The organism is Microcoleus sp. FACHB-1515 (assembly GCF_014696105.1).
GTDB lineage: Bacteria > Cyanobacteriota > Cyanobacteriia > Elainellales > Elainellaceae > JAAUTJ01.
The window spans coordinates 1-26937 of sequence record NZ_JACJPO010000052.1 but is presented as its reverse complement, the minus strand read 5'-3'; the positions used below and the strand labels follow the sequence as shown (position 1 = coordinate 26937).

The 26937-nt window shown below is 54.1% G+C and carries 23 protein-coding genes and 1 pseudogene; 12 read left to right on the top strand and 12 right to left on the bottom strand.

All coding sequences use genetic code 11. The features are described from left to right. The first annotated feature begins 36 nt into the window (after positions 1-36). Positions 37-579 carry a cytochrome b6-f complex iron-sulfur subunit gene (gene petC / locus H6F67_RS17250; RefSeq protein ID WP_190767860.1) on the top strand — a complete coding sequence of 181 codons (543 nt, stop codon included), beginning with the start codon at positions 37-39 and terminating at the stop codon, positions 577-579. Between the two features lie 43 nt (positions 580-622). Further along, positions 623-1600 carry a cytochrome f gene (gene petA / locus H6F67_RS17245; protein WP_190767859.1) on the top strand — a complete coding sequence of 326 codons (978 nt, stop codon included), beginning with the start codon at positions 623-625 and terminating at the stop codon, positions 1598-1600. Positions 1601-1710: 110 nt separating this feature from the next. Here the strand turns inward: petA and H6F67_RS28530 are convergent. Continuing rightward, positions 1711-1998: pseudogene (locus H6F67_RS28530) on the bottom strand (DUF29 domain-containing protein). Between the two features lie 128 nt (positions 1999-2126). On the opposite strand from H6F67_RS28530, the gene H6F67_RS17235 reads away from it, so the two are divergent. Both H6F67_RS17235 and H6F67_RS28180 read left to right on the top strand, forming a co-directional pair. Further along, on the top strand, positions 2127-3470 hold the full coding sequence (locus tag H6F67_RS17235; protein WP_396798332.1) for a DUF3370 domain-containing protein: 1344 nt from the start codon (positions 2127-2129) through the stop codon (positions 3468-3470). A gap of 1 nt (position 3471) precedes the next feature. Further along, positions 3472-3597, top strand: coding sequence for a hypothetical protein (locus H6F67_RS28180; RefSeq protein WP_277874606.1), 126 nt, complete (start codon positions 3472-3474; stop codon positions 3595-3597). Positions 3598-3653: 56 nt separating this feature from the next. Here H6F67_RS28180 and H6F67_RS17230 read toward each other — a convergent pair whose 3' ends face one another. From H6F67_RS17230 to H6F67_RS17215, 4 genes are all read right to left on the bottom strand, one after another. After that, the gene (locus H6F67_RS17230; protein WP_190767858.1) at positions 3654-4478 is read right to left on the bottom strand and encodes a carbonic anhydrase; all 825 of its coding nucleotides are present in this window, start codon (positions 4476-4478) and stop codon (positions 3654-3656) included. 1015 nt (positions 4479-5493) lie between these two features. After that, on the bottom strand, positions 5494-5757 hold the full coding sequence (locus tag H6F67_RS17225) for a hypothetical protein (protein WP_190767857.1): 264 nt from the start codon (positions 5755-5757) through the stop codon (positions 5494-5496). A 153-nt stretch (positions 5758-5910) separates the two neighbouring features. After that, entirely contained in the window at positions 5911-7206 is a 1296-nt protein-coding gene (locus tag H6F67_RS17220) for a hypothetical protein (protein WP_190767856.1), read from the bottom strand. A gap of 76 nt (positions 7207-7282) precedes the next feature. Beyond that, positions 7283-9820 (bottom strand): ATP-binding protein, encoded by a 2538-nt coding sequence (locus tag H6F67_RS17215; protein ID WP_190767855.1) that lies wholly within the window; start codon positions 9818-9820, stop codon positions 7283-7285. Positions 9821-9995: 175 nt separating this feature from the next. Between H6F67_RS17215 and H6F67_RS17210 the strand changes: the two genes are divergently transcribed. The 5 genes from H6F67_RS17210 (at position 9996) to H6F67_RS17190 (ending at position 15530) form a co-directional block, all read left to right on the top strand. After that, positions 9996-10874, top strand: a complete 879-nt coding sequence (locus H6F67_RS17210; protein ID WP_242020686.1) for a circadian clock protein KaiA — start codon at positions 9996-9998, stop codon at positions 10872-10874. A 40-nt stretch (positions 10875-10914) separates the two neighbouring features. Further along, positions 10915-11235: a circadian clock protein KaiB gene (kaiB, locus tag H6F67_RS17205; RefSeq protein ID WP_199304481.1), complete on the top strand. Its 321-nt coding sequence runs from the start codon at positions 10915-10917 to the stop codon at positions 11233-11235. 7 nt (positions 11236-11242) lie between these two features. Beyond that, positions 11243-12802, top strand: coding sequence for a circadian clock protein KaiC (kaiC, locus tag H6F67_RS17200; RefSeq protein ID WP_190767854.1), 1560 nt, complete (start codon positions 11243-11245; stop codon positions 12800-12802). Between the two features lie 171 nt (positions 12803-12973). Next, the gene (locus H6F67_RS17195; RefSeq protein WP_190767853.1) at positions 12974-13804 is read left to right on the top strand and encodes a hypothetical protein; all 831 of its coding nucleotides are present in this window, start codon (positions 12974-12976) and stop codon (positions 13802-13804) included. Positions 13805-14066: 262 nt separating this feature from the next. Further along, positions 14067-15530: a S8 family peptidase gene (locus H6F67_RS17190; protein WP_190767852.1), complete on the top strand. Its 1464-nt coding sequence runs from the start codon at positions 14067-14069 to the stop codon at positions 15528-15530. On the opposite strand, the gene H6F67_RS17185 is transcribed toward H6F67_RS17190, so the two are convergent. Beyond that, complete coding sequence (locus H6F67_RS17185) at positions 15521-16663, bottom strand: Ycf66 family protein (protein WP_190767851.1); 1143 nt, start codon at positions 16661-16663, stop codon at positions 15521-15523. The genes H6F67_RS17190 and H6F67_RS17185 overlap by 10 nt on opposite strands. Positions 16664-17119: 456 nt before the next feature. Here H6F67_RS17185 and H6F67_RS17180 point away from each other — a divergent pair, with 456 nt between their 5' ends. Next, the gene (locus H6F67_RS17180) at positions 17120-18148 is read left to right on the top strand and encodes a tetratricopeptide repeat protein (protein WP_190767850.1); all 1029 of its coding nucleotides are present in this window, start codon (positions 17120-17122) and stop codon (positions 18146-18148) included. 94 nt (positions 18149-18242) lie between these two features. After that, positions 18243-20531, top strand: coding sequence for a hypothetical protein (locus tag H6F67_RS17175; protein WP_190767849.1), 2289 nt, complete (start codon positions 18243-18245; stop codon positions 20529-20531). 4 nt (positions 20532-20535) lie between these two features. Here the strand turns inward: H6F67_RS17175 and H6F67_RS17170 are convergent, their stop codons facing one another. The 6 genes from H6F67_RS17170 to H6F67_RS17145 are packed head-to-tail and all read right to left on the bottom strand — an operon-like array spanning position 20536 to position 26477. Then, positions 20536-22047 carry a GMC oxidoreductase gene (locus H6F67_RS17170; RefSeq protein ID WP_190767848.1) on the bottom strand — a complete coding sequence of 504 codons (1512 nt, stop codon included), beginning with the start codon at positions 22045-22047 and terminating at the stop codon, positions 20536-20538. Between the two features lie 11 nt (positions 22048-22058). Beyond that, complete coding sequence (locus H6F67_RS17165) at positions 22059-22667, bottom strand: heme-copper oxidase subunit III (protein WP_190767847.1); 609 nt, start codon at positions 22665-22667, stop codon at positions 22059-22061. Positions 22668-22670: 3 nt separating this feature from the next. Further along, on the bottom strand, positions 22671-24368 hold the full coding sequence (gene ctaD, locus H6F67_RS17160) for a cytochrome c oxidase subunit I (protein WP_190767846.1): 1698 nt from the start codon (positions 24366-24368) through the stop codon (positions 22671-22673). Between the two features lie 12 nt (positions 24369-24380). Further along, positions 24381-25358 carry a cytochrome c oxidase subunit II gene (locus H6F67_RS17155; protein ID WP_190767845.1) on the bottom strand — a complete coding sequence of 326 codons (978 nt, stop codon included), beginning with the start codon at positions 25356-25358 and terminating at the stop codon, positions 24381-24383. An 18-nt stretch (positions 25359-25376) separates the two neighbouring features. Continuing rightward, on the bottom strand, positions 25377-25979 hold the full coding sequence (locus tag H6F67_RS17150; RefSeq protein WP_190767844.1) for a DUF2231 domain-containing protein: 603 nt from the start codon (positions 25977-25979) through the stop codon (positions 25377-25379). After that, positions 25980-26477: a DUF2231 domain-containing protein gene (locus H6F67_RS17145; protein WP_190767843.1), complete on the bottom strand. Its 498-nt coding sequence runs from the start codon at positions 26475-26477 to the stop codon at positions 25980-25982. Positions 26478-26720: 243 nt separating this feature from the next. Between H6F67_RS17145 and H6F67_RS17140 the strand changes: the two genes are divergently transcribed. Next, positions 26721-26937: helix-turn-helix domain-containing protein (locus H6F67_RS17140; protein ID WP_190767842.1), on the top strand; the 217-nt coding region annotated here is incomplete at its 3' end.

Here is a 26937-nt window from a genome sequence, read left to right as displayed (position 1 = left end):
GCTGTTTTTTCCACTTCTCTTGTTGCGGTCTAAAGTATGGCTCAAGCTTCTGGAACTCCCGATGTGCCCGATATGGGGCGTCGCCAATTTATGAATCTGCTCACCTTTGGAGCCGTAACCGGAACGGCTTTGGGGGCGCTTTATCCCGTCATTAAATACTTCATTCCGCCTGTGAGCGGTGGCGCGGGCGGCGGCGTCATGGCGAAGGATGCGCTCGGTAACGATATTGTCGTCAGCGAGTTCCTGAAAACGCATGTCGCAGGCGATCGCACCCTCGCGCAAGGACTCAAAGGCGACCCGACCTACATCGTGGTTGAAAACGAAGGCGCGATCGCCGACTACGGCATCAACGCCGTTTGCACCCACTTGGGCTGCGTTGTGCCCTGGAATGCGGCAGAAAACAAATTTATGTGCCCCTGTCACGGCTCGCAATACAACAGCGAAGGCAAAGTCGTGCGCGGTCCCGCCCCACTGTCACTGGCTCTTGTCCACGCCAACGTCAACGAAGACGGCAAAATCGCGCTGACTCCCTGGACAGAGCAAGACTTCCGCACGGGCGAAGATCCCTGGTGGGCATAACTTCCGATATTGAAAATCCTGCATCCTTGGTGAACACAATTCCATGAAAGCAATTTGGTCAAAGCTGCCGCTTCGTTCGATCGCCAAAGCCGCACTGGTGGCGATCGTGTCGATCGGCTTGATCCTCACAGGCGACTGGCTCCAGCCGCAAGCTGCCCAAGCCTACCCCTTCTGGGCACAGCAAAACTACGAAAATCCCCGCGAAGCCACAGGCCGCATCGTCTGCGCCAACTGTCACTTAGGCGCAAAGCCAACCGAAGTGGAAGTGCCGCAGTCGGTTCTGCCCGACAGCGTGTTCAAAGCCGTTGTCAAAATTCCCTACGACACCAGCGTTCAGCAGGTGCAGGCTGACGGCTCCAAAGGCCCGCTCAACGTCGGAGCCGTGCTGATGCTGCCGGAAGGCTTCAAGATCGCCCCGGAAGACCGCATTCCCGAAGAAATGAAGGAAGAAGTCGGTCCCAGCTATCTCTTCCAGAACTACAGCGACGTGCATGACAATTGGGTGCTGGTGGGTCCCATCCCTGGCGATCAATATCAGGAAATTGTCTTCCCAATTCTCTCGCCCGACCCGAACACCAACAAGAATATCCACTTCGGTAAATATTCGGTTCACGTCGGCGGGAATCGTGGACGCGGACAAGTTTACCCGACCGGAGAAAAAAGCAACAATACGGTCTACAGCGCTTCGGTAGCTGGAACGATCGCCAGCGTCACCAAAACCGATGGCGGCGGCTATGAAGTATCGATCGCGCCCGAATCCGGCGATGCCGTGACGGAAACTATTCCCCCCGGACCCGAACTGATCGTCGCAGAAGGTGATGAAGTTGCCAACGGCGCACCGCTGACTGACAATCCGAATGTCGGCGGCTTCGGCCAGATTGATTCTGAAATTGTGCTGCAAAGTCCCAACCGCATCAAAGGTCTGATGGCCTTTTTGGGAGCCGTGACGCTTTCGCAAATCATGCTGGTTCTCAAGAAAAAGCAGGTCGAGCGCGTTCAAGCCGCAGAAATGAATTTCTAAGAGGCGATCGAGCTTCAAAGATCAAGCGGGATGAGCAATTCATCTCGCTTTTTTGTTTCTATTTATCTGCGTCGATTAACTTGCTAGGCTCACCGGGGTAGGATCGATCGCTAAATCTCCGCCAATTGATACGGAAATTCAGGAGATTGACTGCTTAGTAAATCAGTTTCGCTAACAGCAAGCTCAACTGCTTTGCGGTAGGCTTTGCCCAGTGCTTCTTCCAAATACGGTTTGAGACTTGGATTTTCTTCGAGCAGATCAAGCGTGTCTAAACGCTAAATTCGTAAGGTTGCGAGCCAGCTACGGCTGCGGCGTTCTGGCTGATATTCCCACTTCAGCAAATGCCCGACTGCAATAGATTGATTGTAAAGCAGCAAATTGTGGCGATCGCTTGACACGCCACCCCTTGAACCGCAACGCTTAAGAAACGCCGTTAGGGTGAACGATCGGCCTCATGGATGTCAAAGCAACGAATGTGGTGTTTGGAATGTTTGCGATCGCTTCAGTTTTATCTCTCGCGCAAGGGATGCCTACGCCGCCCGCACCCGCACCTTCCCCTCAAGAAATCGTGATTCCGCAACAGGTGCGCCCGCTGTCTGGACAGCTTGATACGATTCCAACCTTCAACAGCAACAGCCCGGAACTGGTGCAGACTGAGGGCATTTTGCTTTCGACCTTTCCGCAAAACGGCATGGCGCAACCTGCCGCGCACCTAAATTTTGGATTTAATGGACGATTTGATCTATTCGCGCATCACGTCTTTCGGGCGATCGATGCCGACCACACCAGCCTGTATATCGGCGTAATTCTCTACAATCCGAGTACGCAGCCTGTGACGGTGGATGTGCTGCAAGCGGCCAGCTATTTGAGTCAGCCGGATGCGCCGTTTGTGCAGCTTCCGCCCGCGATCGAAAATCCGGTCGGTCAGGTGTATGCGGGACCGGGAAGTCGCGTCATGAGCGATATTTTGCGGGGCAGACGCCAAGACATCTTTCCGGCTCAGATCGTGTTGCAGCCCGGATCGTATCAACTGCTGATGAATCTGCCGATTCCCACAACCGGACTGGAACCCGCTTTGAATGGGCGATCGACGCTGGCTCGACTCCGCAGCAGCGGAACCGTATATGCCGCCAGTCTTGCACTGTTGGGACGGCGAGCAGCAGACGGCAGCGAACAAGCTCCTTCCCTGAACGACTGGATTGCGCTGCTGCAAACGGGCGGACTGGCAGGAGAACGCGATCGCGCTCCTACCCCTCCCGATCAGGGCGGACAGATTATCTACGGTCGAGTCGCAGGCGTAGCGCAAGGATCGCGCTGGCAGGCACAGCTCACCGATCAGCCCGGCGGCGACGCGCTGCAAATTCCTGCACCGGGAACGGCCTATTCCTATGCGCTCAGTACGCTGCGGGGTGGACGGATGGGAACCAATCAGGTGCAGGCGGCTCCGATGCTGGTGCGCTATCCTGACACGGGCTATGAGGCGAACGGCAACTATGCGATCGAATACAACCTGACGTTGCCGCTGGTGAATCCAACGGCTGAGCCGCAGCGCGTTTCGATCGCTGTGCAAACGCCGATCAAAGAAGATGAGCTAAGTCGAGGGGGACTGCGCTTCTTTGATCCGCTGCCGACGCAAACTTTCTTTCGGGGTACGGTGCGACTGCGCTATGTGGACGATCGCAATTTGCCGCAAACGCTTTACGTGCATTTGGTGCAGCGACGAGGCGATCGCAGCGTGCCGCTGGTTGAGCTGAATATGGCACCGGGAACGCGCCGTCTAGTCTCAGTGGATTTCCTGTATCCGCCAGATGCCACGCCGCCGCAGGTACTCACCGTCACAACCGCAAACAATTCAGCACCAGCTCAGTAGTTTGATTCTCAAACTGGGAATTCTCAAAGAGAAGCGACGCGATCGCCTAGACAATGCCTCTAGCCGACTGCCTCGCTTCAATTGGTCTGGTCGAGGTGCGCGATCGCGCAAAAAAACGGTGCTGTAGCAACCACAGCACCGTGAGGGGATATTCGACAAACTTAATCAGCTAGCGACTTCGCCTTAAGCTTTGGGCGCTTCCAGGATTTGCACCACGCCCGTATCCAAGTCGTAGTAGGCGGGCAAAATCTTCAGCTTGTTTTCGCGCTCAAGCTGCGACAAAATGGGCGATCGCTTCAGCCGTGCCACCTGATTGTGAACGTTGAGCTTGATTGTCGCGTCCACGTCATCCCCAACTGAGGGGACACCTTCGCGCTTCACCTTTTCCGCGATCGTCTTAACGGCAGGTTCAATCAGCGGAACAAGCGTAGGAATTTGACCGGGATTGTCTGGCAGTGGAATTCTGCCCATTGAAGCGACAACGGCTCCACAGCGCTCATGGCCGATCACCAGCAGCACTTTCGATCCCAAAACCAGCGTGCCAAATTCCAAGCTGCCGATTTCCTGCTCGGTGGCAATGTTGCCCGCCACGCGACAAACAAAGCAGTCGCCAATGCCTTGATCGAACACTTCCTCGACCGGAACGCGAGAATCGGCGCAGCTTAAGAAGGCAGCAAAGGGAAACTGATCGACAGCAGTATCGCGGATGCGATCGATATTCTCACGGGGATGAATGGATTTGCCTTCGATGTAGCGTTTGTTGCCGTCAATCAAAAGCTGAAGCGCCTGATCAGGCGTCATGTCAGCGGCTTCAGGACGATTTTCGACAGCGGGATCAGGTGCAGTGGTTGCCGCTGCGGGGGAAGCCGCAGGAGAGGCGTTGGCCGTCGTCGTTTGCGTGGGTGAAGCGCTACAGGCACTTGCGGCAAGACCAACCCCGGCGGCTCCCAAGGCTTTGATCACGTCTCGACGCCCTAATCCCAAAAAACCATTGAATCGCTGCGTCATCGGTACTCTCCCAGAAAATGAATGCTACGAGGTTTGGTGGTGTGAGGAGTCAAGCGCGATCGCCTTTTTGAGGAAGGCGATCGCGCCAATCGCATCATCCGCTAGATGCTGACCTTTTTGACCGCAAGACTTCTCAGGTAAGTCTGGGGATCGCTCGCGTCGAATTCTTTGCCTAAATGTTTGTTGGCGATCGCAATTCTATTGCCCTGCGTGTCAGCAGCGCTGATTCAAAAATCGGAATGTATGCCAGTCGAACCGTTGTCACTTCCGGGGCAGCATCATTGGAAACGTTGACAGCCGGAGCCGCTTCAGAAGTCGCTGTGTTTGCCTGCTGGTTCGCTCCTTGATTGGCGCTAGGTGGATTGCCAGCAACCTTTCACAGGATCGCGCCTGCGGTGGAAGCGCCCGCTACAGCCAAAAACCGTCGTCTTGAAATTGACATCGAAATACCTCCGAATGAATGAGCGCAACGTAAGCTGGCAGAAAAATCGAGTCTTTCTACTTACTACTTAGAATTGATGTAGATGAGTTCAGCAATATTCGCAGAGTAAACTAGACCAAATGACCTAAAAATTTGCAGAGTTGCTAATGAAATAGCGACAGTCTTTTCGATCGAATCGATTTTCTGTAGAGCAGTGAATTGTTTCTTACTTATGAGTGAGAATACAGTTTTTTTAAATATCTAAATTTGAAACCAAGTAGTAAAAGAAAGCTTAAATCGAATCGATAAGAATTTGTTGTGCAAATGCAGCGATCGGTTACTGTTTCTATTTCATAAGTAGATTGTTGTTGATAAACATTAGGAATATCTGCTTAGTGAGGCAGCAATTTGTAGCGATCGATCAGACTTTTACCCATAAAAACAAATCATGATCATCAAATCAAAGTAATTTGATGATTAGCAAGTAGAAATGTTTATTTGGTAGTTTTCGCCAATTCTGATAGCAAAATGGCTGGCGAGACAGCGCGAATGTCCCGACAGCCAATCATCAACCAAAATTTGACGGCGATCGCCCTACCAGTAGCACTTGCCTTTTCCGGCCATGACAATGTGCAGGTGGGCGGGAGCGGCGATCGCTTCGAGTTCCGACCGGAGGGATTCGATCACTTTCAGCAAAAGGCGGTTGGGGCATTCCAAGACGATCGAGCCTGTTTGAGCGTCATAGCGAACACGACGGCAGGCTTTGAGGGCATGTTGCAGCGGGGGCGACTGACGAGCGGTGAAGCGATCGAGAATTTCTTGGGCAAACAGTGCTTCGAGCGCGATCGATTCTGTCATCTGCTGCTTCCTAAATATGACGATAGTTTTAAGATAACACCGAAAAGTCGATCGGAAAACCGATGTATTTACCTTTTAACAAAAACACCCGTATTTCTACGAGTGTCTGTGTTTAGGGTAAAGCTGATTTTCAAATGCGGCAAGCGTCGCAGATCAAAAGCCAGATTCCAAACGTCTGCGCCACTCTGCATCGATCTTGTCGGACTGGGCGAGTTCCTGCTCGGTCAAGTCAGTTTCCGTTGTGTAGGCCAAGCTGTCTGCCGAGACGATCGTCTCCGCCGCAAACTGACGGGCGTAAGTGAGCTTTTGCTGAAGATCGGGGGTCGGCTGTTCAAGCGCGATCGATCGCTGCTGCCGCTGGTGATTGCGGTTTTCAACTTTGGCGTTGCGGCCTTGCAGCCAAAAGTAGCGAATCAGCGGAACGGCGAGAAAGCCAACACCATAGCCGAGCAGCAGCGGGAAAATCACGTAGACAAATTCCACAATGCCGCCGAGTTGCGAGGCGATCGCCGGATCGGTGAAGAATGCACCCACCACCAGCGCCAGAATGATGTTGACAACGCCCAAGCTGGCCGCCAGCATGATTTGGCCGGAACCTGCTTCGCTAAATTTCCAGCGAGCTTCGCGCAAAAAGGCGGGCACGGGTACGGGTTGACGCCGCTGTGCCATCACCTGCAATTCCGGGAAGTGATAAACAATTTGTCCGGTCGGGCTAACTTCTGGACGACCGTTGAAGCGGGTGAGGACGGGCAGCATATAGTCGCCATATTCTTGACTGTAGCTGTCGCCTAAGTCATCAAGGTAGGGCGCAATTTGTTCGGCGGCAACCGCACCGCGATGGTTGCGAATCACGGTGGCGATCGTCTGCCAGCGCTGTTCTTCCAAATTGGCGTTGGGATTGCCATCACCAAACAGGAATGAGAAAACCGCTTCCAAAAAGTTCATCTGGCGATCGGGCTGGCGGCGGGCAACGCGGCGATCGTCATAGTAGTCAGGTGTAAACACCCAGAAGAAATCGGGGCCAAACCAGAAATTGGGCATGAAGACTACACCGCCACCGCTGTCACGATCGTCTCCGTCTTGGCTGGCACTGAGGGCGACGAAGATGACGATCAGGGCAACTGCTAAGAGGCCGATCGAGCCGACCAGAAAAATGCCGAAGGAAATACGGATGATGTAGAAAATGATTTTCCACACCTTGGCCCAAAATTCGCGACGACGCAACTGCGCGGACTTGCTGCGGAGAACGCTGCGAAAGTTGCGCGGAAACACGTAGGCAATTTCCCCGGTGTCCGACACTTGCAGATGTCCGTTTGCTTCGGAAGCAAGCGCGAGTACGCCCCGCTCGGCAACGTTGAGATCTAAGCCTGCTTGAGAAGCGACATCGGCCACCGTAACGCGATAGCCCAATTTCTCAACGGCCTGCATGACTTGAGGATCTGGAAGCATTTGGCACTCCGCTAAACTCGATTCGCTTCTTCCTTCAGTTTGACATTTTGATTACCGAATGACAGGAGTTGCGGCATCAAGCGAGGCAAGGCACGATCGCCTGACGGATTTGGGCGACCAGTTCGCTCATTGGGGCGGTGGCGGGCAGCGTGACGATCGCAGCGTTGGTCAGCCGCATTACCGTTTCGCAAGCAGCAGGCAAGGCGATCGGGTCGTGCAGCAGCAAAACGGGCGGCGGCTGAAGCTGCATCAGCGTCGTGATTTGCTCAGAGGGCACATCGGCCTGCGGCGGCAGCCACAGCAGCAGCAAATCAATCGATCGGCTGTCAATGTGCTCAATGGTTTCTCTCCAAGTGCGGCTAACGGTGCTGTCGAATCCAGCCGCTTGTAGGTGTTGAGCGATCGCGCCGAGCCGTTCGATCGGTTGAGCGGCAGCGTCGGGAAGCAAATCGGCCAGCAGCAAGCGTGGCATTGCGACTCGTTCGGTGGCAACATGCAGCACTTGCAGCAGCGGATTTTCGGCTTCTTCGCTGATGGGTGTCAAACAGGGAAATACGCTCAGGCCAGCAATTTGATTGGCCGCTTGGGTAATCGCCGCCGTCAGCGTCACGATCGGCAGTGTCCTCAGCGCGGGGTGCTGACTCAGTTCCGACAGCGCGAAGGCTCCGCCTCCTCCAAGCGACTCAACATCCACATCCAGCACGATCGCATCTGGTCGCCAAACTCGCGCCAGCATGTTTGCCTGCTCGATGTCGTCCACTTCCAGCAGGCGACAAGGATAAACGGCACGGCTCAAATCCTGCGATCGCCCCAGCCGCACATGCAGAATCGTCAAATTTGATGCAGCTTTGGCAGGCGACAGCGCGGGCAGCACTTGCCTCAAGGCGGCAGGCTCGATCGGCAGCGTCAAAAATCCGCTGGCTTTGTGCTGGTGTGCTCGCGATCGATCGGCCTCGGTTGCCATGACGATCGCGGGAATCTGGCGCGTTTCGGCATTCGTCTTCAGCAGCGTCAGCACGTCCCAGCCGGAGAGCAAAGGCAAAATTGGATTCAGCAAAATCACGGCGGGCTGCAAGCGGCGAGCTTTGGCGATCGCTTCTGGTCCCGATCGAGCGACGGCAACGCGATAGCCCAAGCGCTCAAGCTGGTCGCTCAGATGGGCAATTTGCGGCGGCGATTCGACCATCAGCGCGAGGCGCGGACTGCGAGGACGAACGGCGGGCAGCGGCGGGGCGGGCGGCAAAAGCAAGGTGAAGCGGCTGCCTTGTCCTTCGATCGATCGAAAGCTGACTTCGCCCCCGTGCAGATGGGCGAGCCGCTGCGTAATCGCGAGGCCAAGTCCGGTTCCGGCAAAGCGGCGCGTCAAAGGATTTTCAAGCTGCTGGAATTTTTGAAAAATCAAGTGCTGCTGGTCGGCGGCGATGCCGATGCCCGTGTCCGCGACGGTAAAGACAATCCAGCCGTCCCACAACTCCACCGTCAGCTTGACTTCGCCGCTGGGCGTGAACTTGAGCGCGTTGGAGAGCAGGTGAGTGAGCATCTGCCGCAATCGCAGTTCATCGGCCACGATCGTTTCCACGTCGGGCGCGATCGCCAGTTCAAATTTTGGTTCATCCAAGTCCGCAGGCTGGTCGGCTTTGATTTCACCCAGCACCACTTGTCTAGCCTGCTCATAGGCGCGATGGCACGCCGAAGCGATCGCCACTGGTTCTGGCGTCAGGCTAAGCTGTCCGGTTTCGCAGCGCGTCAGGTCAAGAATATTGTGAACAATTTGGCTGAGATGCCGTCCGCTTTGGTGAATCAGTTGGGCATAGCGCACTTGGCGATCGCTCAGGCCGCCGATCGACGGGTCTTTCAGCAAACTGGACAAACCGAGAATCGCCGTCAGCGGCGACTTGAGTTCATGCGAGATGCAAGCTAAAAATTCGTCTTTGAGGCGATTTAGCTGGACGAGATCGGCATTTTTTGCGGCCAGTTCCAGATTTGCTTCCAAACGGCAATCTTGGACGGCCAACCACAGCGGTTCGGCAGGCGGCATCACGGCGATCGCAATTCTTCGCACCAAATCCGGCTCGACTTCCGGCTGCCAAAGCATATTCTGGGCGATCGCTTCGCCATCGCTGGTTTGCAGCATCAGCGGAATCGGCAACTGAGAAATCAAATTTTCCCAGGTGGACAAAATTGGATTGGCCTGTGTATGGCTCGCCCAGCGCTGCAAAACTCGAAGGCGATCGACCAGTCCCCAATAGCAGCCTTGGGCATCCACCAGCGCGCAAGGTGCATCGGCGGCTTGTCCCAATTCGGCCAGCGTTGCTGATAAAGGAAACAGCCGCAGCGGTTCAAACAGATCGGCAGCACTGCGGACATCTCCCGTCGCGATCGCTTGTGAGCAAACAGGCTCGGCCACCGCGCCGACAGCGGCAGGCGCGGGCACAGCCAGCTTCAGCAGCAGGCGACCCAATCGCAACAGTCCGATCGGGCGGTGCTGTTCATCGACGATCACCACTTGGTCAGACCGCGATCGATCGCAGCAGCTTAGCACCGAGGCAAGGCTGGCGCTAAGGACACAAGCCGGAGTCGCATCGATTAATTCGCGTAGGGCAGTTTGCTCCATAACTTACCAGATGCGACCAAAGCAGGTACAGCAAAATTGCAGCCCCGTTCTTGCTGAACGGTAAAAAATACGAGTTGGCCGATTATTCTTCATTATCGCTGCTTATTCCGGCTGCGCTCTAGTCTCCCAACCTTTGCAATTACAATATTTGTAAAGTCTTCTGACTGAAAGTCTTTTGACTCAATATGTTGCCCGCTGTTTTTGGTGTTTGAGCGACTTGCGCCCTCTTTCTTTGTGTACGTTTGTAACTTCGGTGGCGCTGGCAGAACAGCTTCAGCGCTGGAGCGAGCAACCGCAAAATCTGGAGCGCTATCGATTCCAGATTTTTCACCAACCTGGCGATTTTTTGCGCTTTGTCGATCGCGAGCAGCACCAAATTGACTGTTTGATCTTGCAGGACACTCCGGATCTCGCCACTGTGTTCGATCGCCTGCAAGAACACGCGACTATGCTTCCGGCTGTTGTGCTGTTTGACGAATCGACGGATTTTTGTGCGCTGTATTTGAACGCGACGCGCTATCTGGCGATCGATTCGCTTTCGCAGCTTGACGGCGCGATCGACGAAGCGATGAGTAAGTTTTTGGCGATCGCGGCGGAACCGCCCACTGCCGAATCTCCGGTTGCGGCGATCGCTGTGACAAGTTCACTGCTGCTGCAACAGCGCAGGCTGGCCGACAAGCTGAAGCAGCGATTGGGCGATTGGGGGCTATACTACAAGCGCAATCCGCGCACTTTCTTTAAGCAGCTCGATCGCGACGAACGGCAAGTCCTGCTTCAGCAGCTCAAAAATGAATACAGCGAAATTGTGTTGCAGTACTTCACAGAAAGTCACGGACTGAATGAGCGAATTGATCTATTTGTTAATCAAGCGTTTTTTGCAGATGTACCCGTTGACGCGATCGTGCAGCTTCATATGGAACTGATGGATGAATTCTCGAAACAGCTAAAGTTAGAAGGGCGTAGCGAAGAAATTTTGCTGGATTATCGTCTGACGCTGATCGACACGTTGGCGCATCTGTGCGAAATGTATCGTCGATCGCACCCTCAATCCTAACCGCATGGCAGCTCTTACCAGAACGGGCTGAGATCGAATTATGCCGTTGAAAAAAACTTATATTCTCAAGCTTTATGTGGCGGGCAACACGCCCAACTCGATTCGAGCACTCAAAATGCTCAACAACATTTTGGAAACGGAATTTCAGGGCGTCTATGCTTTGAAGGTAATCGATGTGTTAAAAAATCCGCAACTGGCTGAGGAAGACAAAATTCTCGCCACGCCCACCCTGGCGAAAATTTTGCCGCCGCCCGTTCGCCGCATTATCGGGGACTTGTCCGATCGCGAAAAAGTCTTGATCGGGCTTGACCTTTTGTATGATGAGCTACGAGAAGACGAGCTAGAGAATCCCGAAGTTTGAATTTATCATGGAGCAACTAAATTCAATCGAGCAGCCCGACAACACCAAAGCGGGTGTGCAAAAGCTGCGAACCATGATCGAGGGGTTCGACGACATCAGCAACGGCGGCTTACCGATCGGCAGAACCACGATCGTCAGCGGCACATCGGGAACCGGAAAAACGCTGTTTGCCGTGCAGTTTCTCTACAACGGCATCACGCAGTTCAACGAATCCGGCGTGTTCGTCACGTTTGAAGAAGCTCCTACCGACATCATCAAAAACGCCTTCAGCTTCGGCTGGGATCTGCAAAAGCTCGTTGATGAAGGCAAACTGTTTATTCTCGATGCCTCGCCTGACCCGGAAGGCCAAGATGTCGTCGGCAATTTCGACTTGTCCGCCCTGATCGAACGAGTCCAGTATGCGGTTCGCAAGTATAAAGCCAAGCGCGTCTCGATCGATTCGGTCACAGCGGTCTTTCAGCAGTACGACGCTGCTCCGGTCGTCCGCCGCGAAATTTTTCGACTGGTCGCCCGCCTCAAGCAGGTCGGCGCAACGACGATCATGACAACCGAGCGCGTCGAGGAATACGGTCCCGTTGCTCGGTTTGGCGTCGAAGAATTCGTTTCAGACAACGTGGCGATCGTTCGCAACGTCCTCGAAGGTGAACGCCGCCGCCGCACGATCGAAATTCTCAAGCTGCGCGGCACGACGCACATGAAGGGCGAATATCCCTTCACGATCACCAATCACGGCATCAGCATTTTCCCGTTGGGCGCAATGCAGCTAACGCAGCGATCGAGCAACGTCCGCGTTTCCTCTGGCGTCAAAACGCTCGATGAAATGTGCGGCGGCGGTTTCTTCAAAGACTCGATCATTTTGGCAACCGGAGCAACCGGAACCGGAAAAACGCTCCTCGTGAGCAAGTTTCTCAAAAATGCCTGCGAAAGCGGCGATCGCGCCATTTTGTTCGCCTACGAAGAGTCACGGGCGCAGCTATCGCGCAACGCTTTCTCCTGGGGCATTGATTTTGAGGAATTAGAGCAGCAAGGCTTGCTGAAAATCATCTGCACCTATCCCGAATCGGCAGGACTTGAAGATCACTTGCAGAGCATCAAATCGGAAATTGCCGAGTTTAAACCGTCGCGAATTGCGATCGACTCTCTATCCGCCCTCGCTCGCGGCGTCAGCAACAACGCTTTCCGACAGTTTGTGATCGGCGTGACCGGATTTGCCAAACAAGAAGAAATCACCGGATTCTTCACCAACACGACCGATCAGTTTATGGGGTCGAATTCGATCACCGATTCGCATATTTCCACAATCACCGACACGATTTTGCTTTTGCAATACGTCGAAATTCGCGGCGAAATGGCGCGAGCCATCAACGTCTTCAAGATGCGCGGCTCGTGGCACGACAAGGGCATCCGCGAATATACGATCAGCAGCGACGGTCCAGAAATTCGCGATTCGTTCCGCAACTTTGAAGGCATCGTCAGTGGTTCCCCGACTCGCGTAGCCGTTGACGAAAAAAGCGAACTGTCGCGGATTGTACGCGGATTTCAGGAGAAGCCGAGTGATGATTTGTAGCGCGAACAGCTTGCCCTCATCCCCTAGCCCCTTCTCCCCAGGGTAGAAGGGGAACCGAGCCGAACCAAGTCTCAAAGTCCCTCTTCTTAGGGAGAGGAATTTAGCAAGGAAGTTCGGATCGCAATTCATCTCGGTTCGCCCTAAACTAAATGTTCATTCTCTTTCCGTGCCATGACTTCTGAACTGACAGCCCTCGCTCGCCAAGGCGATCCCAGCGCGATCGCGGCCTTGATGAATCGCACGCTCAAGCCCAAAGGCATTACGGCCAAGGCTGTGGCGCGGCAGGGCTGCTTGCAGATTCAGCTTGAGTCCACTCAGGTTCCCAATCAGACCGCACTGACCAAGTTTGTCTCGCAGGGGTTGAATAATTTGGGCGTGCGATCGATTCGATCGGTGCGGCTCTACGGCTATCAGGTCGGCTCAGAAATTCCCGCTTGGGAAGAAGAACTTGTGCTGCCCAACGCCGCTGAGGAGCCGACGATCTTAGAAATAGAAGAAGAAACATCACAGAACGGGGCAATGCCCGCCACGATGACCAGCAGTTCGTTTGATTCCGACTGGCAAGACGAATCAGCGCCACCGCCGCGCCGTCGATCGAATTCGCGCCTGCTGCTGCCGCTGTTGGCGATCGCGCTGCTGGCCGGACTGGGAGCGCTGGCCTATTATCTGCTGCCGCGTCTGAGTCCACAGCCGGAACCGCTGCCAACGCTGGCCGATTCACCTGTGGCAACCGAGCCAACTCCTGAACCGACGGCAACGGTTGCGCCGAGTCAAACGCCGTTTCGCGATGCGGTGAACCGTGCAACCGAGGCAGCCACGCAAACGCAAACGGCAGCAACCGCAGACGAGTGGCAGCAGGTTGTGACCTTGTGGGAAGAAGCGATCGTCCTGATGAATCAGGTGCCGCAAAATGACGCGAACTACGCGACTGCCCAGGAAAAAGTCAGCGAATATCAAGGCTATCTGGACTATGCCCAGCGCAAGCTGGATGAAGCAAGCTAGGCCGTGTATTAAAAGGCAGTGATCCTCCCCACCCCATAGAAAGGAGGGAGCCGAACCACCGCTCAAAGTCCCCTTTGTTAAGGGGACAGGGGGATCGATTTCTGCAAAGAGCGCTTCGCGGCCAGCAAAGCTGATCCCTACCGGATCGCACACCTTCCCTCCTGCTAGAGCTTTGCAAACACGGCCTAGGTAACGACTGCTGACACATCAGTTGCCTTTTCACCTTTGTTAAGGTAGCGGTGGCGCTTGTTCCTGAATTTCTATGCCTCTACCTTCTCGATCGCTGGCGTGGCCGAGTCAAAAAATTCCCGATCCATTCGCTTCATCAGCGCTCAAACTGCGGCGATCGTCTGCCTCGATCGCGATCGGTCTGGGTGAATCGCGCCAAGGTCAACTGACCGACTCTGATCGATCGAATTGGCTGCGGGCAGATGCCTATGCCGATGACTATCACCTGCGCGGCCTGAAAACCGGAGAAACGGTGCGAATCGATTTGCAATCTCGCGCGTTTGATCCGTATTTGCAGCTTGTCAACGCCAAAACGGGCAAACTGCTTTGGCACAACAACGATCGCACCGCAAACAGCACAACCGCCAGCATCACCTTCACCGCGCGCTCGAATCAGTTCTATCGCTTGCGCGTCACTAGTGCCGAAGAAGCAGGCAAAGGCCGCTATTTCCTCAAAACGATTCGCAATCCCAAACCGCAGATCGTCTTCAACCGCGAATATGGCTATGGGCTGGTGAATGCGGCGGATGCCGTTGCTGGTGCGATCGCTGCTTCCACCGGAAGCCGCTGGACACGATTTGCCAGCCAGCCCAACGTCAACGCTTGGAACCTGGATTTAATCAACGCATCGGAAGTTTGGGCGCAAGGCTACAGCGGCCAAAACGTGACTGTGGCAGTTCTTGATACAGGCGTGGACCACAACCATCCGGATTTGCAGACAAATTTGTGGCAAAACCTCAACGAAGTTCCAGATAACGGTATTGATGATGATCGAAACGGCTACATCGACGATGTGCGCGGCTGGAATTTTGCCGATGCCCAAGACAACAACGATCCGATGGATACCGACCAGCACGGCACGCATGTCGCAGGCACGATCGCCGCGACCCACAACAATTTCGGCGTCACAGGCATTGCCTACAGCGCCAAAATTATGCCCGTGCGCGTGATCGGCGGCGTGGATGACTATCGCGCCAATCTGTTCGATCGCAATGTCGCAGCGGGCATTCGCTATGCCGTAGACAACGGAGCGCGAGTGCTCAATCTCAGCTTGGGCAACTTCTTGGGCGACCCAACCATGAAGCAAACGCGATCGGCACTGCGTTACGCTACTAATCGCGGCGCGATCGCAGTGATGGCGTCGGGTAACGAGCGCAACGAAGGCGCAAATCGTCCGATCGAGCCTGCTGCTTTTGCCCGCTTTGGCTTAGGGGTGGGGGTGGGTGCGATCGATCGCACCCGCCAACTCGCCGATTTCTCTAATCCAGCCGGAAATCGACCGCTCACGTTTCTTGCCGCTCCGGGCGTGAATGTGCGATCGACCATCCCCAATCGTCGCTATGCCCAAAACGGCTGGAGCGGCACTTCAATGGCAACGGCACATATCAGCGCCACGATCGCCTTGATGCTGAGCGCCAATCCGAATCTCAGGACTGCTCAGGTCTTAAACATCCTGACGGCAACGGCTGACTCAACAGGCATCCAAGACTACGCTTGAGGTGCCGCAGGTTCATCTCCATCCGCTGGCGGGAAATCACTCGCCCCGTCATCCGCTGAAACCACTTCGACTGAGGCAACATCCGGTTCGATCGACGCTTCTGGCACGTCCTCGGCTGGCGGTGCTGCCTCCATCACTTCCACCTCAATCACTGCGACGCTGGGCGGCTCGTCCGGCTCAATCACAACCACCACCCCTTCGATCGCCGGATCATTCGGTTTCACCTCAGCCTTCTCGATCGGCATCTCCTCTGATTCAATAATCACCACCACATCTTCGATCGCTGCCTCCTCTGCCCCAACCTCTGACTCAACCACTGCCCCATCTTCGAGCACAGCCTCGGAGGTCGAGGCAGAATCGATCGTCTCCTCATCGTCCCAATTTTCAAACTCCTCTAGATCTGGCGAAGGTTCCGGAGACGGAATCGGACGCTGTGGCGCTTTCGCTTTCACCGCTTTAGGTTTGGGAGTGTTCCGCCGCAACCCGCCAAACAACCCGGACGGACGAGCAGGTCGAACAGGAGCAACAGGTGGTTCAACAGCAGCGACTTCATCGATCGCAGACTCACTGCTCCCCGCATCTACTACAGGCTCCGCAGCGATCGGTTCACTCACTCCATCACTCACAACAGGTTCACTGATTGCAGCAGGCACGATCGGCGAAACAGGCTGCTTGGACTTGCGCGATCGACTGCCGACCGGAGGCGGCTGCTTTTTCGGCTTGGCGATGCTGCCCGTCCAGCCTGCGATCGTGCCTGCCAGCCGATTCGTTTGATCAGCTAGCTTGGTTTGCTGCCAGCGCGATTTCAGTTCGCCTAGCTTAAACTGAGCCGCTTGCCCGATCGTCTTGGCTTCGTTGGGAAGCGGCGTGCGAAGCGCGATCGGAGCCAGTTCGCGCCGCAGGTTGATCGTCTGCCAGCCCAGCCAGCCCAGCAGGGCAACACTTGCCGTTTGCCCCAGCAGCACACCTCCAGTAATGCGTCCGGCACAAACCCACAGCACAAGCGCATAAAACAAGCCGATGCCGCTCCAGGTCAAATCGGATTTGCGGTAAACCTCTGGGAAAAAGAAGGCCGACATATACAGCGCAAAACTGAGCAGTCCCACTGTCAACGCCAAGATGTGAGCAAGCATGTTCCCTCTTTTTGTAATCACAAGCGTCTACCTCTCATTTTGCTTGAGATCGCGGCGTTGGCGATCGAAACTTCTTAGGACTGTAATGACGCTAAAAATTCAGGTGCTCTTGGCCGCTTCAGGGGTGTCAATCACTATGCATTGCTGATTCAAGCTCGCATTAGCGCGTGAGATTCGATCGCCCCGCTGAGAAAATTAACGATGACCATAGATAAACAGATGCAAAGTTGTGTTAATGTACTTGGTTAAATACTTCGCATCTACCCAAAGGCTTAACCCAAAACTAACCTTAGGATAGAGCAGTCGGGTAAGCTGAAGTGTTAAAGCGTCCGAATTGCGATCGCAACTGCAAGCGAGCCTATCAAGGATTGCTCGATTACGAAGCTGCATTCGCTACAGATTCGGGAGTTGCCTGCTCTCGTGTTTTCGCCCACTTCGCCCTTTTCGATTCACTCAATGTCAAAGCTTTCAACGCAAACGCAGGAATGGGATCAGCGCCGTACAGAGGCCACCGATTTTTACAAGCGCGGTCAGTTTGGTGAATATCTTCAGCTATCTGAGCAAAACTTGACGCTGGCAAGGAACTTGCACGACCGCCTGCGCGAGGGCAGCGCCCTCAACGATATTGGCTTGGCACACATCAACTGCTGGCAGCCACAGCAGGCACTAGAGTGTTTTGAGCAGGCATTGTCGATCGCCCAAGAACTCGAAAACGATCGCGGCAAAGCCACCGCCCTGAGCAACATCGGCTCTGCCCAAAGCCATTTGGGACACCTCAAAGAAGCCGTTCGCTGCTTCAATCAGTCGCTTCCCATCTTCCGCAAGCTCAGCGACTTTCAAGGCGAAGCCGCCACGCTCAACGACATTGCGCTGGCCTATACGCGCTTAGGCGAACCGAAGCGAGCACTGCTGCTGTATCACCAAATTTTGCCGATTCGTCGTCAAATTGGCGATTTTGCAGGCGAAGCCGTCACGCTCAACAATCTAGGCTTTACCTACAGCGCCTTGGGTCAGCCCCGTCGCGCCTTGGACTGCTTTGAGCAAGCTCTGCCGCTGCAACGCGCCACCAACAATCGACTCGGTGAAGCCACCACCATCAACAACATCGCTTCGATCTACAGTGAACTGGGCGAACCGAAGCGGGCACTGCTGCTTTACCATCAGGTGCTGCTGACTCGTCAGGCGCTGGGCGATCGCGCCGGAGTTGCCACCACGCTCAACAACTTGGGCTTCACCTACAGCCAACTGAACGAACATCGTCAAGCTTTACGACACTACAATCAAGCCTTGGTAATCGATCGCGAACTGTGCGATCGTCCCGGTGAAATCACCGCTCTACTCAACATCGGCGCAACCTACGCCACGCTCAACCAAAAAGACTGGGCATATTCGTTCTACACCAACGCCCGGATTTTGATTCGGCAAATCGAGCATCAGCCCTTGGCCGAACGAGTCGAGCGTTTGATTGCGGAACTGAATCTGTAGTCAGATCGACAACTGGCATAAATCCAGACACCCTTGCGATCGCGCCTGCGTCAGAGAAACTACTGATGTGTTCCCGATTCGTGAGGGTGTTGCTGTGATTTCTGCTGGTTGGTTCAAAACGTTGGCTGCGATTGTTTGTCTCTCGACCCTCAGCCCGTCCGCTTTGGCCGTCCAAATTGCTCAGGCTCCGATCTCGATCGCTCAAACGACGATCGACTGCTCTGCCGAACGCAGAGATATTCCGCTCGCGGCTGTGAGTGAACAGATCGAGCGGACTCGACAACTGGTGAACGATCGCCAAACGGATGCCGCTGTGCGATCGCTGACTGAGACCATTCAAGCAATCGGGCGTTTACAAGATGTTTCGATCAAAGTTTCGCTGCTGGATGGGCTGGTGAACAGCATTCCGGCCAATCCCAGCCTTCTCGAACAACTGGTGACGCAAACGCCGCCCGAACAGCGTCCGCGAATTGCCGCCGTTTTGTCGCAAGCCACGCAAATCGCCCAAAGCTTCAACACGGGCTACAGCGCAGCGAAAACTCGGACACTGACTTCGATCGCCCGCTACTACGCCACGATCGAGCAGCGGCAGCAAAGTCAAGCCGTCCTGACTCAGGCGTTGCAGGCGAGTCGATCGATTCGCGGAGCCGATTTTCAAGCGCCTGCCCTGATCGCCATCGCCCAAGGCTATGTGCTGATCAATCAGCCGCAAACTGCCGCGCCGCTGCTGGGTCAGGCGCTTCCTTTGGCTCAGTCGATCGCCAATGCCAACCGCAAAGCGATCGCCCTAGAGCAAATTGCCAGCCTCTACACGCAAATCAATCAGATCGATCGCGCCCTGCAAATCGCTCGATCGATCGCCGCTCCCTACTACCAAGCTTTGGCAACGCAGGCGATCATCGATCGATATCTGGGAGCCAATCAGATCGATCGCGCCCTTGAACTGCTGCAAGCCCTTCCGCAAACCGAGCAAAAAGCATTGATGCTGGCAGCGATCGCCGGACGACTGGAGGCACAGCAGCCACAACGAGCCAGTCAGCTTTATGCTCAGGCGGTGGCTGCGGCGCGATCGACTTCCGCTCCAAACGAGGTTTCGGGGCGCGTGGCACAGCGCTATGTCGAGTCGGGAGGACTGGTGGCGACGGCAGATGAAACGATTTTGGCAATTTCTGATCCGATCGTGAAAGCGCCCGCCTTGGGATCGATCGCGCTGTTCTACGCTAGGGCTGGACAGGAAGCGCTTTCGGAAACCCGACTGAGACAGGCGATCGACTTGCTGGCATCGATCCCCGATGAAATCAGCCGCAACAACGCCAGACAGCAGCTAATCGATCGCGCCGTTCTCAACGGACGCTATGATTACGCGCTGCGAGTTGCTCAGACGATCCAGCCTGGAGAGGAATTTCCGTTCGATCGCGTGGATGTCCTTGTGCCGATCGCGCTCGATGCCGCTAGGGGAAACAATCCCACCGCCGCGCTGCAAATTGTCGAGCAAATTCCGCCCAGCTTTGTCGATTGGCGCGATCGCGTTTTCCTAGAAATTGCCCGTGCCTATGCGCGTGGAGAAGATTTCGATCGCGCCGTTCAGATTGCCCAGCGAGCGAGTAACGGCACTGCCGTTCAGCCGCGCATTTTGGCGCAAGTCGCCACCATCATTCATCAAATGGGATATTCAGGCTATCCAGAACGAGCCGCCCAAATTTTTGCCCAGGCGCTTCAGACTGCAAATCGGCTGGAGGACGCGACTGCCAAAGCCGATGCGATCGCCGCGATCGCGATTGAATACAATCGCATCGGTCAGACGCAGCGGGGATCAGAACTGATCACGCAGGCGATTGCCACTGCCCAAACGATTCAAGACCCGGTGAGCCGTTCCGCCGCGCTGCGAACGATTTCGGAATATTTGACGGCGGCGAATCAGTATCAGGCGGCGATCCTTGTGGCTGAAGCGATCCCCGATGAATCCGAACGACTGTGGAAGCTGAATGAAACGATCGAAAAAGCCGTAAACGCCAACGAGTTCGCAGCAGTTTTGCCTGCCGTGAATCGCCTGAATAACCCCGTTCCCAAAACGCGCTGGCTGATTGCCATTGCCGATCGCTACGCCCAACAAGGACAACCGCAGCGAGCGATCGAACTGCTGAATCAAGCGCTTCAATCGGCGCGAACTGTTCCCGGTGATGAGTCGCAAACGATCGTGGTTCGGGGTGGCGAAAATCGGCTGGTTGTAGACGACGACCAAGATCGCGGTAGCTTTTACGAAGCGATCGCCCTGCGGTTTGCTCGCCTCAATCAGACGGGACGTGCTTTGGAAGTGGCGCGATCGATCCAAAATGCTCAGGCTCGCCAGCAGTTGACGCAGCGGATTGGCTGCTATCGGTAACGAGTTAGCCGAGGCGATCGAGCAGATGTTCACCGACTCGCAAGGCGTTCGCAAGCACGGTCAAAGCCGGACTGATGCTGGAGCTAGACGGAAAAAAGCTGCTGTCCACAACGTAAAGATTATCAACCTCGTGAGCGCGGCAGTTGAGATCGAGGACGGAAGTAGCAGGATCTGCGCCAAAGCGACAGGTTCCGCACTGATGCGCCACAACCGAAAGCGGCATATCGCTGCGGGGATGAACGCCGCTGCGGAACAAATCGGGATAGTCTGGTTCAACAACTTTGAGCAAATCGAGCCAGCGGTAAACAAGGCGATCGTGCGCTTCAAAGTTGTTGATTTTGTAGTCGAGATAGGTTTTTTCGCCTTTGACGCGGACGCGATTTTCGGGGTCGGGCAAATCCTCAGTTTGCAGCCACCACGCGATCGATCGCGTCGCTAGCTGTCGCAACCCAAACTCCGGCAGCAATCTCGCCACAAACGAAAAAATCGGCGGCGATTCCGCAAAAATCACATCCTGCAAAATGCCGCCCGCGTTTTCAATATGTCCCATCGGAAACAGAAAATTGTCGCCGCGATCGTCCTTCCAGTAAAAATCATTGACGCTGACCGATCGCTGAAACTGTCCGGCGATCGTGGCGGAAGTAAGCTGAACCAGCACGGATAATTGCTGCTTCATAAAGTTGCGTCCGACTTGATCGGAACTATTGGCAACGCCGTTTGGATGGGCTTCGTTGGCCGATCGCAATAACAGCGCTGCCGAGTTCACAGCCCCACAAGATAGGACAAAAATATTGCCGAAAAACAAATAGGATTGGTTGTTAATTTTGGCTTCGATCGCTTTAATTTCACTGCCGGATGCATTCGTGAGCAATCGAACCGCTCGCGCCCCAATTTTTAGCGTTACGTTATCCGATTTAAGAGCGGGCGTGATGCCTGTATCTTCGGAATCCGTGCGGCCTTCATTGCCCAAACCGATCGGCAAATAAGCCGGATGAAAGCCTTGTTTGGCAACCGAAGCAACCACTGCTTGAACGTGATATTCATGCGCTACTTCCGGCTCTGGATATTCTTCGCTATGCGGCGGCTCGGTTGGATCATCGCCCAGCCTGCCATGCACCTGATAAAGCTTTTCGGCCTCGGTGTAATACGGCTCGAAATCCTGATAGGTTAAATCCCAAGCAGGCGAGATTCCATCTTTATGTAAAACCTTGCCAAAATCTGCTTCTCGCAGTCGCATTAATGTGCCGCTATAGACTTTGGTGTTGCCACCCACGCCGTAGTTCGTTTGAGGTGAAAAAGGTTCGCCGTCGCGATCGAACCACTGTTCCGGCGCGTGATATTGCTCTTTGGTAAAGACATCCACATCTTCTAACTGCGAACTCTCTTTCTCTTGATATTCGCCGCGCTCCAGCACCAAGATTTTCTTTCCGATCGGCGCAAGCTTTCTTGCCAACGTGCCGCCGCCTGCGCCCGTCCCCACAATAATTACGTCATAGTGCTGGTCATCCACGATCATCTTTTAACGCCTCACTGCCACACATAAATGAGAATGTACAAAATGATCCAAATTACATCGACAAAATGCCAGAAAAGTGAAGTCGCTTCAACACCGAAGAAGCCATTTTCGTAGTTATTGGGAATGAACGATCGCCCCAACATCAACGTCTGTAAAATAATTCCAGTCAGCACATGCAGACCATGAAAGCCTGTTAACAAATAGAACGTGCCGCCGAACACCCCATCGGTGAAACCGAACGGTAAGCCTTGCCATTCGATCGCCTGTCCGTACAAAAAGTAGCTGCCCATAAGCATCGTTGCGATCAGAAACAGGCGGAAACCCCACAGCTTTTTGTCGTGCAAATAGCGCTCGGCAACGTAGATTACGAAGCTGCTAGAGACGAGAACGATCGTATTGATTTGCGGGTCTTTGGTCTCCAGACCTGTAACGCCTTGCGGATACCAATCAGTTGCCGTTGTTTTGAAGACAATGTATCCGGCAAAGAAGCTTAAGAAGATAACGGTTTCTGATAGCAGAAAAACGATGAAGCCGAATTTGCTGTTGCCTGCTTCGTCATGTTCTTGCGTTTCGCGAACATCGGCTTCAACGGATTGGGCAATCGATCGTTCGGCTGTCATAAATCACGCTCCAGGAGAAACTTCAACTTCGACGCGATCGGGATTGGGATTGAGGGCAACGATCGATTCGTTCGTGCCGTAGCGATAGGGCGGAGCGATCACAGTGGGAATTGCTTCAAAGTTTTCAACCGGAGGCGGTGAAGTGGTCAGCCATTCCAGGCCGATCGCTCTCCAGGGATTGTTGCCCGCCTGTTCGCCTTGAATCCAAGAACTCACCATGTTGAGAATAAACGGCAAGGTTGAAATGCCCAGCAGGAAGCCGCCCAGACTCGCCAAAACGTTCCAATAAGCGAATTCTGGATCGTAGGAGGCAACTCGGCGCGGCATTCCCAAAAAGCCCGCAAAGTGCATTGGCACAAAGGTTAAAGCCGTCCCCAAAAATGTTAGGGCAAAGTGCAATTTTCCCAAACCTTCGTAATACATTCGTCCGGTGATTTTGGGAAACCAGTGATAGAGTGCGGCGTAGATTCCCAGGACGATCGTGCCGTAAATGACATAGTGAAAATGGCCGACCACGAAATAGGTATTATTCAAGTTGATATCCAGCGGAACCGAGCCAAGCATAATTCCGGTAATTCCGGCAAATAGGAAATTCACCATGCCGCCCAAGGCGAACAGCATTGCCGTTGTCAGTCGCAGCTTGCCGCCCCAAATGGTTGCTGTCCACGCAAAAATCTTGATCCCCGTTGGCACCGAAACCGCCATCGTCGTTGCCATAAATAGAATCCGCATCCAGCCTGGAGTCGCACTGGCGTACATGTGATGAACCCAGACCAAAGCGCTGATCACGGTAATTAAAATTGACGAGACGGCAACGACGCGATAGCCAAACAGCGGCTTGCGGGCATAGACGGGAAACACTTCCGAGAAGACACCGAAGACGGGCAGCACCATCACGTAAACGGCGGGATGCGAATAGAACCAGAAAAAGTGCTGGTAGAGAATTGGATTGCCGCCGCGCTCCGGGCTGAAAAAGCTGGTTCCCACCGTCAGGTCAAGCAGCAGCATGACGGCTCCGGCTGTGAGAGCGGGCAAGCCGTAAAGCTGAATGAGTTGCGCGGCCAGAACTGACCAGACAAACGCAGGCATCCGAAACCAGGTCATGCCGGGGGCACGCATCCGAAAGATCGTTGTGACGAAATTGACGCCGCCCATGATCGACGAGACGCCCGATATGGCAACGGCCAAAATCCACAAGACCTGACCGTTAATCAAATTTCCGGTCGGATTTTGCAAACTCACAGGTGGATATGCCCACCAGCCGGACTGCGAAGGGCCACCCGGAACGAAAAAGCTCGCTAGCATCAAGACGCCGACAACTGGAATCATCCAGAAGGAAACGGCATTCAGACGCGGAAAGGCCATATCTCTTGCGCCAATCATCAGCGGCACGAGGTAGTTTCCCAGGCCGACCAGCACGGGAAATGTCCACAGAAACAGCATGACCGAGCCGTGCATCGTGAACAGGGCGTTGTAGAGGGTGCGATCGACCAAATCGGCATCCGGCGTAATTAGCTCACCGCGCACGATCATCGAGAAAATGCCGCCGACCAAGAAGAAGAAAAATGAGGTAACGATGTACTGAACGCCGATTACCTTGTGGTCGGTGCTGAAGGTGAAAAAGCGTTTCCAGTTGTCGGGTGCGCCCGGATAGGGTTGAGCGCGGGGAGCGTCGATCGCCTCGATGGGAATGTTAGCCATAGTGCAAGCAATTTAGGCAGGAGGGCTGTGCGGTTCGCGCTTGGGCGCATAGTTGACAACAGGTGGTGGTGCGGGCGGAATGCTGTGCCAGCCGCGCAAAGCACCTTGGTTGTCGTTCAACTGGTCATATTCATACGCCGCCTGATTAAAAGCGGGCGTCGGCGTCTGGGCAGCAGCATCGGCAAGCCACTGCTGATAATCAGCGGGAGACTGCACGACGACATCCGATTGATTGGCGGCGAAATACGTGCCGCTAAACATCGAGTCGCGGATTCGGTAGGTTCCCGTGCGGATCGGAGTGAATTCAAAATCGATCGTGTGATTCGGCACTACGTCTTGCTTAATCCGAAAAGCCGGAACGTAAAAGCCATGCAGCACATCTTCCGAGTGCAGAATCAGATGAGCGCGGCGATCGACGGGCAGATGCAGTTCAGTACTCGTCACATTATTCGGATAGCGAAAGATCCAAGCCCACTGTTTTGCCGTTACCTCGATCGGTTCGGGCGAAGCATTGTCGAGTGCGTCTTCGATCGCTTTTTCGGGATGGTCATCGACTTCGGGATTGTCGATCGGATCGGCATAAGCGGACTGCATCATCTGGGGCATATTCAGATGCACCAGTTCCATTGGACCGCGAATCGACATCTTATCGTAGGTGCGATAGCTGGCCGTTACCAGTCCAATGACGAGCAGAATCGGAACGGCTGTCCAGACAATTTCTAATGTGGTGTTCCCTTCGATCGGCGGGCCATCGCTGGGATCATATTTTCCCGCCCGATGGTAGATCAGCGAGTAGCACAAGGGACCAGTTACACCGAGGAAAATGAACGTTCCTAAGCCCACAAAAATGCTAAATAAATCATCAATTAATTTCGCTTCTGCTGCGGCTTGAGGTGGAAACCAATTGAATGACTGCTGCGCCATCCACCAGCTAATGAAAATGGCGAAAATGGCAAAAACAGTTAGTGTGATGATGGCGCGAATTTTCATAGCTTTGCAGCGGTTTTATTAAAGTTGCTGATTGGGATTTTCGCCTAGACGCAAAAGCTGATCGGCAGTGGTATGAATGCCAAACTCGCCACCCAAATGTGCACCCAGTGTGCCTTGTAAAAACATGACGCCAAAAATTAAAAGACCAACACCGACATAGCTCCACTGCACCTGTCGCGCCATTTCCTTGCGCCAGCTAAAGCGTTGAAAGCCGCGCCAAACCGTCATCCCTACGATCAGCAGCAGCAAGGCAACACCGCCGACACCGTGCCACAGCATCGTTTGCATCGCCTGCAATCCCCAAACGCTAGTTACATCGGGCAGCGGATTGGCAAGCATGATTTCGTAGAAGCCAGAGGCAACCGTAAAAAAGGTGATAATTGCTGCGCCAAGCAAATTGTACCAGCCGACATCAAATAAGCCCGATCGCGTAACAGGAATTGCCAGATATTTAAAGACAGCTTTTTCCACCGGAAAAAACAATCCAACAATGTCAAACGAGATTGCGGCAATAAATAATCCCAGCGTTAGATGTACCAAATTGGGATGAATCGGAATCGCGTAGGGAAGGCCATTGGCTCCTAATTGATCGCCAAGCTGGTCAAGCAGTTCAGGATTCATTTACAGCGCTCCTTCTCGAATCGCTTCAACAACCGGAACGGTGTGTAAACCATACACCCAAACGAGCAAATCGCCCAAATAAGTTTGCACCACAACGAGTACCAGCAGCAGAATACTAAACGCTAAATAGGGAATCGGAAGCTGTAGCCGAGGTTTCGATCGAATCACATAGCGCCAACCCGTTACGCCCGCCAGAATTCCTGATAGAGACCAGCCTAAAATTGTGTGTAGATTGAGTGTTGAAATTGAGGCGCGATAGGGTTCTGCAAGTCCGGCTTCAAGCTGTCCAAAAATAACTGCAATAAAGATAGAAATGGTCGCGAAAACTAAATTCCACCAGCCGACTTCATAGAGCCGAGTATTTTTTGTAAAGAAGCCCACGACATCACAACAGACGGCAAACAGCACCATTGCGATCACAAAATGCACGACGATCGGATGAATGGTATCGGGATAAGGTAAATTGTGTTCATTGAGCGGCGGCAGATAGTTAAACATGGCGATTAAGCATGGCGATCGATAAATCTAAAAGCAAAACGTGGTGAATGCTGAAAGTTTCTACCCGCTTTTTTATGACCTAGCATGACTCACTTCTAGCGCATCTGTTTCAGGAACGCAACTGAAGAAACTGTAAAGATTGTTGCTAATCTAAGCTTGCGTCGTCTGTGATACAGGCAGCCTAAATAGGATGTGAACAAATGGTAGGCTGAGGGTGTGCCTCAAACTCTACCCTCTCAGACAATGGAAACGCTCGAACAGTTTATTCAAAGTAACCCACATACATTGGAACTTAAGCGTGCGCTCGCTGTGCAGTTGAGTCAGAGCGGTCACAGTTATCGAGAGATCCGTGACATCCTGCAAGTGTCGGTTGGTTTCGTCACTGCCAGCCGTCAACGCTATGAAAGTTCAGGTGTGGCGGGACTACGCTCCAACTATTGGGGGACCAAAGGCTATCTCG